Consider the following 11086-nt stretch of genomic DNA (forward strand, 5'->3'; position numbering starts at 1 on the left):
AACCATCAGCCAGTTCTTTTGCGTCAAGTTCCCAACCAAATCATAATCATAATCAGCCAACAGACGAGTTCCATCCTTCACCTTATCCAGACGATTGAGAGAGTCATAGCTATAGTTGGTTGTCGAAGCTTGAGTCGTTACCGAAGTAACGTTATTCAACAAGTCATAACCATATTCTGTGCGTTGATTCAGCGCATCAATCACGGCTGCTAAGCGTTCCTGTGCATCGTATTCATACTGGGTTACTTTGCCATTCTGGTCGGCTTTAGCGATTTCGCGCCCTAAAGCATCATAGGTGGTGGTAGCCGTGGTGTTATCGGCATAGATCGTCTTCACTAGGCGATCCATGTTGTCATACTCAAATTGAGTCGTATGTCCGAGTTGGTCGGTTTGCGATATCAACTTACCCGCAGCATCATAGGCATAGGTCATACGGCGGCAAGCACAGTCACTCCGCGATTCAATTCTCCTGCCTGCTGCGTCATATTCTATAGAACGTTTACTCCAATTCTGTGGGATCGGCGATCCCTATCCATTGTGATAAAAATTCTCCTTGCTCTCTCGCATTTTCTCTTATGCGATCATCAAGATTAACATTTTCAGCAATACTGAAAAATGTGTTAGCAGAATTTGAATCTAGCAATGGCCAACTTAAATTCAGTATTTTTTCTATAGATAAATCAGGATCATTTTTCAAAGTATCTAATTCCCTAATAGTTGACTCAACTAGTTCTGGATTATGTTTTCTAAGCATTTGGCGGAAAAGAGAATCTCCAGGATTGATACCGACATGTTTGTTGTAAAGACCATGTTCGTATAAGTATGTATATGTATCTGCAAAAGCATTTAGAAAGCTTCGTAAATCTTTGGAAATTGGGAACATGATTGGATCAAGAAAAGCAACATAGTAAACTTTACCATCCTTGGAAATTGCATAGTAAAGGTCTTTATAGTCCGCAAATATCAAACAACTAACCAGCTCAATTGCAACATCATCTATAAATCTGGGATCGGAAGTCTGATCTTTCCACATTTTATGATATTCATAAATTTCATTGACAGATAAAATTTTAAAATGATAAAGCAAATAGTCTAAGCATGGATATAGTTGCTCTAACTCTTTCAAATATGGGAATGAAAGATTTGAAAAAAGATTCCGAACGTCATCTTCAGAAGCAACTAATCTATCACTTGCACAAACAATTAAATCGCTAGCAATCACTGCTTCTATCTTAGTTACCAATTCACGGATTGAGTTTTCCATACGCCGTCTCAAAATCTCCTTTTGTATATCCAGTAGAACGATAGTGGTCAAATGAAGGAAGTAAGTTTACTTCTCTATTGCGCGTGAAATAGTAGCTATCATAGGAACGATAGTTTGTCCAAACTCCATATTTGTCTTGAGGGTTAATTTCTGCAAGACGATAGAAAGTCTTCAAACCTGTACCCTGTCCACTCCCCCGTTGCTCATGTTCTGGGACTAAAGCCAGCGATACTCTCCCTTGATCATAGTTTGTTCGTCCTCCTTCATAAGTACTACTATAAGGAAACTCATCGCATGTCATCTTATCACCTTTAGTACCGTTGCTACATGGGAGCAAATTTTCATACCAAGTATTCCATCTCTTATCCTTCTTAGTAAACACAGGTTTAATAGCTTGAATTGCTGAACCTTTATATCGATCACTTGTATTACCTTCTCCATGTAAAGCTTTATAGTTATGAACAGTTGTCTGACCATATTCTAATCCCCAAATGACTGTTGGTAAGCCAACATTTTCTGCTTCATCACTATGTAGTGCAGTTGATGCAAAAAGCGCGATCGCGACTATCAAGGGTATTCTATTTAGACTCGGTGGTGGTGGCGGCGGATCTATAAAGTTATTAGGAGAACTAACTTCGGGACTAGTTTCTCCTCTAAGCTTGTAGTACGCATCAAGAACAAGGAGTCCTGCAAGGATTCCTATTAAGACGGTATCAAGTACTGCTTCAGTCATGGTAAACATCCCAGATGGATCAATTCCATTGACAGGATTACCATGAGTATAGCCATAGCGATTGAGAGATAGAGGCATATTCATATCGCCATCAAACCGATCGCGCTGAGTAAAGCGCCCGATATCCGTACTGTAATATCTATCCCTTAGATAATAATCACCAAGATTCTTATCAAACTGCTCACCCGCATAGAGATAACTATTCACCGTCGTACCCGTCGAACTAGACAAATTCCCATAGGCATCATAACTATAAGAATCCGGGTAGTGCTAAACAGGTAAGGATGGGCGGCGCTTCGCGCCGCCCATCCTTACCTGTTTAAATCCTTTCCTTTTTAGGACTACCGCAAATATTGCCAGAGCCGTGGAGATGTTACATGCTCAGCAGTTCAAACCTCTTGAAAATCAGAAATAACTATGTTTTACACTTTTCAATTATTCATTGAGCCTATCTCTACCAACGATACGAGTTAATCTTCTAACCAACTAAACAATTCACCCACTGTAAGCTGAAATGATTCTGCAAATGATGGCACTGGCAAGCGATCGCTTTTATTTTCAAATACAGCAATTGTGCGATCGCTAAAATAGACAAATACCAATTCCTCATCGGGATCGAGTAACCATCCCATTTCTGTACCATGATCTAAACAATAGAGAATATTCCGAATCACTTTTGTTTGGTTCTGGTCTGGTGAAAGGATCTCGATTACCCAATTAGGAGCAGACTCAAATAGATTTGATACCTTGCCATCGTTATCTCTAGGAATGCGTTCCCAAGTAAAAACTGAGATGTCTGGAATAACCGAGCGATCACCAAAATTACACCGTAACTCTGAATAAGCACGGGCAATCTTTTGAGGTTTGAGAGCTAGGTTAATTGCCGAGCCAAGGTCAAGCTGAACTGTACTATGTTTTCCTTGTGGCATTGGCTTTTGGACTATCTCCCCATCAATAAATTCACAAGCGGGCTTTGTCTCTGGTAATTTCAGAAACTCTTCAAGGGTTATAGGTTTAACAGGAGTTTGAACCATTGCAATCGCCACTTTTAATAATGATTATAGACTACAAGCATTGTCGTTTATCGCCTTCATAGATTTTTAGTCAAGATTCGAGATAAAGTCCATATAGGTACAAAAATATGAAAAAGCTATTACTCGTTGAATCTCCATCTAAGTGCAAGACCATTCAAGCAATCCTCGGCAGTGAATGGCAAGTGGAAGCTTCCTTTGGTCACTTTACAGAACTAGCTAAAGATGGTGAAGATAGCTTAGGCTTTACGATGAACAAGGATACCAACAAAATTGAATGTCGCTATCAATTGACCGAAGGTAAAGGACAACAGGTCGTCGCTAAACTACGTGATGCTGTGAAGAATGCTTCAGAGGTAGTACTTGCCACCGATGGCGATCGCGAGGGTGAGGGTATAGCATGGCATTTACAACAGCAACTGCATCTTCGTAATCCCAAACGCGCTGTCTATAACCAGATTACGCCTACGGCGGTTAAGGCGGCGATCGCTAATGCTCATCAGTTAGATTTGAACCTGATTTCAGCGCAACGTGCTAGACAATGCTTGGATCGGTTGATTGGGTTTAAGGTTTCGCCTTTGGTACGGCGGACAAGTGGCGGTAGCTCGGCTGGTCGGGTGCAGTCGGTGGCTCTGCATATCGTCTGTCAGCGTGAACGGGAGATTATTGCTTTTGTGCCGATTACTTACTGGTCGGTATGGACGGAATATGCTGAAGGATTCACTGCCTTCTATGCGGGTAGTAGCGAGATCGAGCCTGTGCTTGACGATCAGGATGTCACCGATGATGCGGCGGAAGTGAATACGGAATCTATGGTTGAGTCAAAACGAGTATTGTCGGAAGCAGAAGCTACCAGAATTATTCAAGTGGCGCGTAATCATCCCCATGTCGTTCGTGAAGCTACGGGTGTCACTGCTCAGAAATCACCGCTGCCACCTTTCATTACCAGTTCGCTCCAGCAAGCTGCTTCTGTGAGATTGGGGCTATCGCCAGAAGAGACGATGAAGGTGGCTCAAGAGTTGTTTGAGGGTGTCGATTTACCTCAAGGTCGTAAGGGTTTGATTACCTATCACCGCACTGATAGCACTAGTCTCGCTCCTGAATTTTGTGCGGAGGTGAAGGAATGGCTATCAAAGCACGATCCTGATAATGTCCCTAAGAAAACTACTCGTCATCGCGAACAGGCGACTGCTCAATCCGCCCATGAAGCGATTCGTCCTACCTATTTGAGTATTACTCCAAAAACGGTGAGAGACCATCTCAGCGCGAAACAGCATCAACTCTATGAGTTAATCTGGCACAGAGCCGTGGCTTCTCAATGTGCGAATGCGCTGATTCAAAAAAGTCGGGTGATTATTCAGGCAGGTTCGACGCTTTGGCAAACTAGAGGCAGTATTCTCACCTTTGCGGGTTATACGCGCTATTGGAATGATTTGAGTAAGGATAAACATATTCCTGCTTTAACAAGTGGTCAGACTTTGGCTTTGGCAAATGCTGGTTTTACGCAGAAACAAACTCAACCTCCTGCTAGGTATAGCGAGGCGAAATTAGTACAGGTGCTAGAGCGGCAGGGTGTGGGTAGACCGAGTACGTTTGCGGCGATCGTCAAGACTCTGAAGGAGCGCACCTATGTGTTACTCAAGGGTAAGGTGCTTGAACCTTCGGCTTTGGGATTGTCTACGGATGATGTGTTGTATAAAACTTTCCCTGATTTACTCAGAGCCGATTTTACCGCAGGGATGGAGACGACTTTGGATGAAATCTCGGTGGGTAAGTTGGAGTGGCAAAGCTATTTGATTGGTTGGCATCAGTCCTATTTTCAGCCAATGCTGGCGCGGGCTTACACGAATCTCGGTGCGGATTTACAGCCAAGCGAGCGTAAAAATGAGCTTTCAGATGTGGCTTGTCCTAATTGCAGTCATCCTCTCAGTAAGATTCCTTCTAAGAAGGTGAGTGGTGGGCATTTTCTCAAGTGTGAGCATGGCTGTGAGAATCTGGTCATGTTTTGGAGTGATCGCCGCAATCAGTGGGAGATTCCTCAACCGAAGGGTGAGAATGCAGTGATGGCGGAGGTGACTAGTTTTGCTTGTCCTGTCTGTGGTAAGCCTTTGGCTAAGTTTCCCTACCATAAGGATGGTGTGGATAAGGTGATGTTGAAGTGTGCGGATGTTCAGGCGCGTCAACGCAAGGATCATGCGGATGTGGTCTTTTTCTGGTCTTCTCAGGAGAAGTGGTGGTCGAAGAAGTTTGGCGATTTGGATGAGACGGCTAAGCCGAATTTGGGTAAAGGTTCAACGGCTAAAGAGAAGAAATCTGCTCAGGGAAAGCCGAAGCGATCATCGAGTAAAGTGGCTAAGCCTAGTCCGAAAAAGTTGTCTTGATAAGCAGGGCATGATTAAGGTGTTGGAGCAGGTTGAATGTGCTTTCCAGCATAGAAAACAACTACTTTTAATTGAGTTTCATCGGGAACGTAAAATACTCTATCTCCCCCAGTCACTTCATATTCCCATACGCCTCTATATTTTTTGCCTTTTAACGGAAATACCCGTCCAGGCTGTCTCGTTATTGGTGCTGTCTGTAGGTCTTTGTAGCAACGTCTGGTGTTTTCAGAATTTCGCTGGATCAGGGCTTCCCAGTCTCGATTTACGCGACGATTTTTAGCTACTACTAGCCAAATAGTTTCTATCTTGGGCGTATTAGAAGTTTCAGGTGAATCAGGAGTTGTCAGCTTTACTTCTGGTGGTTCGATATTTTCGTTGATCTCTTCGGTGATGTTTTCTGACATATCAAGATTGCTTGATTTTAGTAAAGGCTGCTTCTAATTCTGGATTTGTTATTGCTAAGGCGCTCTCATACCATTCATGGATAATTGCTTCTAATTCATTCCATGCTTTGTCGAAATTTTTTGTTTCTTGTAAGGCAACTGAGCGATAGGCTGAGATCACTTCGTTAATAAATTCATTCAATTCGTCTGCGTCAAATGCTCCAAGCCAACCATAGGGATGCTCTGTGCCAATTTTTTGGTTTAGCAATAAACGGAAGGCTGTATTGAGAAGTTCGACAATTTCGCGGCTATGTTGGGCAGTTTTTACGAATAGAGCTACGTCTTCTCGCCGCAGTAGGGCAAAGGATTGGTCGTTGCGGGTAATGGTGATGGGATGTTCTAGGGCTTTGTCTAAAATTCTGCCTGGTTGACGATTTAGCTCGGTGGCTGTGACTAGTTCATCTGAGTAAATGGAGTTCATAGTTTTTTGGTCAACAGTTGTTTTTGAGCGTGTGGGAAAACTGCAATGATTGTTTTTGGAGAATAGTTATAAATGTACGTACTATTCTACGTTGATTCAGTTTAAAATAAAAGCTAGTTGATGGATCAAAGATGATGGCTGAAATGTTTAATCATGGCTATGCTTTGTTGATTGGGGTGGGCGAGTCAAAATACCATTCATTATCTTTGCCTGTAACGGTTAAGGACACACAAGCGATTTATGGGGCGCTAACCGATCGCGATCTTTGTGGTTATCCTCAAGAGCAAATACGGGTACTGAATAATGATGAAGCTACTCGTGATGGAATTTTACAGGGTTTGAGTTGGCTGAAGAAAAAGGTGGAATCTGACCGTGAGGCTACTGCGATCGTTTATTATTCGGGGCATGGATGGGTTGATAAGTCTGATAATCGCTACTATTTGCTACAGCATGATGTGAAGCCTAGTAAGTTGGCTGCATCGGCTTTATCGGCTGAAGTATTTACAGATGCGATACGCGAGATTGAGGCTGAAAGGTTGTTGGTTGTGATTGATAGCTGTCATGCGGCGGGAATGGCGACTTCTAAGGATGCTGATGCCGAGTTAATGGATGAGTTTGATGGGTTTGAGCGTGTTGCCTTTTCTAAAGGGTTAATTGAGGATCTGAAACGGGGTAAGGGCAGGGTTGTGTTTACTTCTTCGGAGGGACATCAGGAGTCATGGATTCTCAAGGATCAATCGTTGAGTATCTATACGTTTCACTTTTTGGAGGCGTTGCAGGGGGTGGGTAATCAGGCTGGCGATCGCGTGGTGCGGGTTTCTAATTTGATGAATTATTTGGGTAAGTCTGTGCCTGAGACAACGAGACAGGTTTATAATCGCAACCAAACTCCACATTTTGATTTTGATACAGGTGATTTTGCGATCGCGTTGTTGCGGGGTGGTAAGGGTTTGTCTGAAAAGGGTTGGGATGAGGTGAGGTCTGAGGTGGGGCAGAAGGTTAATAAGATTGCTGATAAGATTGTACAGAAGGGGAAATTTATTACGAATATTAATGAGGCGCAGGGGTTACATATTGGTGATAATTTTTATGGTGGCGATCATGCTTCACATAAAAGTGTGGTACAGAAGGCATTGGAGAATGTTACAGCAGGTGGAAATATTAATGTAAATATCTCTCAATCGATAGGGAATGAGACTAATGACTGATGTTACGTGGAAGAAAAAAGGAGTAGAGTAAAGATAGGCTTAGAAAGAGGTTGAAAGGTATGGACAGAAAGTTCTTAGACCTATACTCAGACTACCTAATCAGTAGTTTCGGAAAGGTGACCGCAACAGGACTATCAGAATTACTAGACGGGGAACTAAGTCATGACCAAATTACCAGTAGGTTAAGGCAAATTACAGGAGGATCACCAGAGTTGTGGTATCTGGTCAAACCGACAATCCGCAAGCATGAAAGCGAAGAGGGAGTACTGATATTTGATGACACCCTAGAGCCAAAACCTTATAGTGATGAAAATACGATAGTAGGGTGGTACTTTGACCATAGTAGTAACCGTAGTGTCAAAGGCATAAATATTCTCAACTGTATTTATCACAACGAAGCCATCAGCTTACCTGTCGCCTTTGAAATTGTCCAAAAACTGCAAGAGGTAACCGACACAAAAACAGGTAAAACAAAATTCGTATCTGAGGAAAGCAAAAATGAGATGATGCGAAACATGCTTCATGTCTGCTGTCAGAATCGACTAAAGTTCAGTTATGTATTGGCAGATAGTTGGTTCAGCAGCAAAGAAAATATGCAATACATTAAGCTACGAGTCAAAAAAGACTTCATCATTGCTCTTAAAGGCAATCGTTTGGTTGCATTATCTCCAGACGATAAATGTCAGGGACATTTCGTTAATCTTGAGTCAATTGAGTTAAACCCAGATTCCTGTTGCAAGGTGTTTTTAAAGGGACTTGATTTTCCTGTCTCGATCACCAAGCAAGTTTTTAGAAACAAAAATCAATCCACAGGGATTTTGTATTTAGCTTGCAGTAATCTCGACTTAATCGCAACTGACATCAACACAATCTATCAAAAACGATGGAAAGTTGAAGAATTTCACAAGTCTTTGAAATCTAATCTCGCTCTAGCTAAATCTCCCACTGGGATTGCTCATACTCAGAAAAATCACATCTTTGCTTGCTTTTTTGCTTTTGTTAAGTTAGAGCGTCTTCGTATCAAAACTAAACTCAATCATTTTGCTCTCAAGGCTAAACTCTACTTCAATGCAATTAGGGCTAGTTTCTCTCTTCTTCAAAAACTGACTGTTCCTTCCACGTAACATCAGTAATGAAAAGAAAGGGAGAAATACTGAAGATCAAACTAATTATGGTGATAAGGGAATAAGTATTGAAAATCAAACCTCGACAATTGAGATTCCTGTGTTTTTTGCTACTGACAGACGGCAATTAGACACAGCGTCTGTTAAAAATTTTTACGGTGGGAAGAGAAATTTAAGTGGTCAGCTTGAATATGGGCTTGCAAAAGTAAGTATTCCCGAAGATCATCGTATGGGGGAAATAGAGCGCCCAAAGTGGTTGAGATTTGAACTATGGGAAGATCCTGAAAAACATATTGTATTGACGGATATTGAGGTCATGGAGCAAAATTTCTTTGTGAATACTCTTCGTAAATCACTACAGAAATCTTCAGAGCCTGCCATATTAATCTTTATTCACGGATACAATACAAGCTTTGAAGATGCGGCAATTAGGACTGCCCAGATTTCCTATGATTTACAATTCCCTGGGCAAGCAATCTTTTATAGCTGGCCGTCTGAAGCAAAACTTGAACTTTATACATCTGATGAAAATAACATTGAGTGGACTATTCCGCACTTTGAAGAGTTTCTAACTCTTTTACTAACTTCTGTCGGTGCAGATATGGTAAATGCAATCGCTCATAGCATGGGGAATCGTATTCTGACAAGAGCAGTACATCAGCTAGATTATGCTACCTTGCCTAAAAATTCAGCCAAGCTCCGCAATGTTATTTTTGCTGCACCTGATATCGATGCTGATACATTTAAGCAGTTCGCAAAAAAATTCCAAGAAAAAGCCGAGAGATTAACTCTCTATGCATCTTCAAATGATAAAGCGCTTGCAGCATCTAGATTAGTTCACGGAGGCTACTCTAGAGCAGGAGATTCAGGTGAAAATCTTGTGGTAGTTGATGGATTGGATACTATTGATGCTTCGTCTGTAGATACAAGTTTTCTCGGACATTCTTATTTTGGAGATAATCGCTCAATTATTAGTGACATTTTCTATTTGATTCAACATAACTTGCCGCCAAATAGACGGTCTGGCTTAAAGTCAAAAACAATTCAAAACCTTTATTATTGGCTATTTCAGCCATAGTAAAAAATAGAGATATAAATAATTTTTCTGCGTTGATGTCTATGAATAACGAATTAACAACTATTCTTGATCGCATTTCCAATGGTCAGTTTACAGACGCTGATATAACATCTTTACGACAATTATTAGAATTAGGTGATCATGAGGTTAAATTACAACTTGCTAAGTTCAATGTCAATATTGGTAAAGGCAAAGATATCCATATAGGCGATAAAATTTACCTAGAATTGAATGATGAAATAATTCGGGAAATTGCCGATAAGATTTCTCATGGGTTACAGCCTTCTAATCAAGTAACCATAACTGTGATCGCTTCAGTGAATGAGCTAGTGCAACAGGTAAGATCGCGCATTCATGATGATATTCAAAGATTACATGGCACAATGCCGCTTTGGGGCGTGGATCATTGGGTTCCATTGGGTGATTTATTTGTGGATGTCAATATTCTAGAAGAACTGAGCAGTAGCCGAAGATCGGAATTAGATGATCTATGGCACGACTTTATCCAAAATCCTAGTTATCGCAGTCTAGATCGGATTGGTTTGGGGCAAGATCTGCAAAGGATATCAGGTCTAGAAATATTGACTAAAAATAAGAACCTGATGGTGGTAGGCAAACCTGGATCAGGAAAGACAACATATTTGCAAAATGTTGTAACGGAGTGTAACGCTGGGAATATTCAATCACATCGTATTCCTGTACTGATAAGACTAAGAGAGTTTGTAGATGATGGACGTGATGTCCAGTATTCGCTAGAGCCATATCTAAAAAGCTGCTGGCAGTTATCGAATGCTGAAATTAAATCGCTACTGAATCAAGGCAGGGTTCTTGTCTTGCTAGATGGGTTGGATGAGGTAACTGGTGAGTATGGGAAAACAATCACGAAAGAGATCAAAAAGTTTGCCCGTACTTATTCACAGGTTCTAGTAATCGTGACTTGTCGTACACAGAGCCAAGAATCACGATTTGAGCGGTTTGATCATGTGGAAATATCAGATTTTAATGAACTGCAAGTAAAATTATTCGCTGAGAATTGGTTTAAGACTGTTAGCCGAGACAAATCAGATGAGTGGTCACAAAAGTTTATAAATTTACTCTTTTTGGAAGAGAACAAACAAATTCGAGAACTAGCAATCACTCCAATTTTACTAAGTTTGACTTGTGCAGTGTTTTACAAAACTGGTAAGTTCTATTCAAAGCGCTCCAAGTTGTATGAAGAATGCTTAGAAATATTACTTGATAAATGGGACAAATCACGAGAAATTGAGCGAGACGAGATTTATCGCGATTTATCATTAGCTCGAAAGCTAGAATTATTAAGCTATTTAGCAGTAAAGAAGTTTGGTAAAGAATCAGGTAAGAAATTGACAAAAGAGCCAAAGCGGCTAAAGTAAAGGGATGAA

11 protein-coding genes and 1 pseudogene are annotated in these 11086 nt (G+C 41.2%); 5 read left to right on the forward strand and 7 right to left on the reverse strand.

What is annotated here, in order from left to right; genetic code table 11:
- The 5 genes and pseudogenes from PSE7429_RS16300 to PSE7429_RS16315 form a co-directional block, all read right to left on the reverse strand.
- The coding region (locus PSE7429_RS16300) for an RHS repeat protein (protein ID WP_009628369.1) at positions 1–432 on the reverse strand (432 nt) is incomplete at its 3' end.
- Between the two features lie 67 nt (positions 433–499).
- Positions 500–1264, reverse strand: coding sequence for a hypothetical protein (locus PSE7429_RS16305; protein ID WP_009628370.1), 765 nt, complete (start codon positions 1262–1264; stop codon positions 500–502).
- Positions 1245–2006, reverse strand: coding sequence for a NucA/NucB deoxyribonuclease domain-containing protein (locus PSE7429_RS16310; RefSeq protein ID WP_422394343.1), 762 nt, complete (start codon positions 2004–2006; stop codon positions 1245–1247). Before PSE7429_RS16310 ends, PSE7429_RS16305 begins: the two co-directional genes overlap by 20 nt.
- A gap of 9 nt (positions 2007–2015) precedes the next feature.
- Positions 2016–2234 (reverse strand): annotated as a pseudogene (locus PSE7429_RS28220) (RHS repeat-associated core domain-containing protein); the annotation flags it as partial.
- 233 nt (positions 2235–2467) lie between these two features.
- Entirely contained in the window at positions 2468–3031 is a 564-nt protein-coding gene (locus tag PSE7429_RS16315) for a Uma2 family endonuclease (RefSeq protein ID WP_009628372.1), read from the reverse strand.
- A 107-nt stretch (positions 3032–3138) separates the two neighbouring features.
- On the opposite strand from PSE7429_RS16315, the gene topA reads away from it, so the two are divergent.
- Complete coding sequence (gene topA, locus PSE7429_RS16320) at positions 3139–5409, forward strand: type I DNA topoisomerase (protein ID WP_009628373.1); 2271 nt, start codon at positions 3139–3141, stop codon at positions 5407–5409.
- Between the two features lie 14 nt (positions 5410–5423).
- On the opposite strand, the gene PSE7429_RS16325 is transcribed toward topA, so the two are convergent.
- Together PSE7429_RS16325 and PSE7429_RS16330 are read right to left on the reverse strand one after the other, a co-directional pair.
- Positions 5424–5813 carry a hypothetical protein gene (locus PSE7429_RS16325; protein ID WP_009628374.1) on the reverse strand — a complete coding sequence of 130 codons (390 nt, stop codon included), beginning with the start codon at positions 5811–5813 and terminating at the stop codon, positions 5424–5426.
- A 1-nt stretch (position 5814) separates the two neighbouring features.
- A complete protein-coding gene (locus PSE7429_RS16330; RefSeq protein ID WP_009628375.1) occupies positions 5815–6273 on the reverse strand; it encodes a hypothetical protein in 459 nt (152 codons plus the stop codon).
- A 134-nt stretch (positions 6274–6407) separates the two neighbouring features.
- Here PSE7429_RS16330 and PSE7429_RS16335 point away from each other — a divergent pair, with 134 nt between their 5' ends.
- The 4 genes from PSE7429_RS16335 to PSE7429_RS16350 all read left to right on the forward strand — a co-directional run bounded on the left by PSE7429_RS16335 (position 6408) and on the right by PSE7429_RS16350 (position 11077).
- A complete protein-coding gene (locus PSE7429_RS16335) occupies positions 6408–7481 on the forward strand; it encodes a caspase family protein (protein ID WP_009628376.1) in 1074 nt (357 codons plus the stop codon).
- Positions 7482–7540: 59 nt separating this feature from the next.
- Positions 7541–8605, forward strand: a complete 1065-nt coding sequence (locus PSE7429_RS16340) for an IS701 family transposase (protein WP_009628377.1) — start codon at positions 7541–7543, stop codon at positions 8603–8605.
- Positions 8606–8705: 100 nt separating this feature from the next.
- The gene (locus PSE7429_RS16345) at positions 8706–9683 is read left to right on the forward strand and encodes an alpha/beta hydrolase (RefSeq protein WP_009628378.1); all 978 of its coding nucleotides are present in this window, start codon (positions 8706–8708) and stop codon (positions 9681–9683) included.
- 41 nt (positions 9684–9724) lie between these two features.
- Positions 9725–11077 (forward strand): NACHT domain-containing protein, encoded by a 1353-nt coding sequence (locus tag PSE7429_RS16350; RefSeq protein ID WP_009628379.1) that lies wholly within the window; start codon positions 9725–9727, stop codon positions 11075–11077.
- Positions 11078–11086 lie beyond the last annotated feature (9 nt).

The sequence above is a fragment of the Pseudanabaena biceps PCC 7429 genome, from assembly GCF_000332215.1.
GTDB classification, from domain to species: Bacteria; Cyanobacteriota; Cyanobacteriia; order Pseudanabaenales; family Pseudanabaenaceae; genus Pseudanabaena; species Pseudanabaena biceps.

Coding starts and splice junctions, on each gene's coding strand:
- topA (WP_009628373.1), top strand. CDS start 3,139: ATGAAAAAGCTATTACTCGTTGAATCTCCATCTAAGTGCAAGACCATT.
- PSE7429_RS16350 (WP_009628379.1), top strand. CDS start 9,725: ATGAATAACGAATTAACAACTATTCTTGATCGCATTTCCAATGGTCAG.
- PSE7429_RS16340 (WP_009628377.1), top strand. CDS start 7,541: ATGGACAGAAAGTTCTTAGACCTATACTCAGACTACCTAATCAGTAGT.
- PSE7429_RS16315 (WP_009628372.1), bottom strand. CDS start 3,031: ATGGTTCAAACTCCTGTTAAACCTATAACCCTTGAAGAGTTTCTGAAA.
- PSE7429_RS16310 (WP_422394343.1), bottom strand. CDS start 2,006: ATGTTTACCATGACTGAAGCAGTACTTGATACCGTCTTAATAGGAATC.
- PSE7429_RS16335 (WP_009628376.1), top strand. CDS start 6,408: ATGGCTGAAATGTTTAATCATGGCTATGCTTTGTTGATTGGGGTGGGC.
- PSE7429_RS16330 (WP_009628375.1), bottom strand. CDS start 6,273: ATGAACTCCATTTACTCAGATGAACTAGTCACAGCCACCGAGCTAAAT.
- PSE7429_RS16305 (WP_009628370.1), bottom strand. CDS start 1,264: ATGGAAAACTCAATCCGTGAATTGGTAACTAAGATAGAAGCAGTGATT.
- PSE7429_RS16325 (WP_009628374.1), bottom strand. CDS start 5,813: ATGTCAGAAAACATCACCGAAGAGATCAACGAAAATATCGAACCACCA.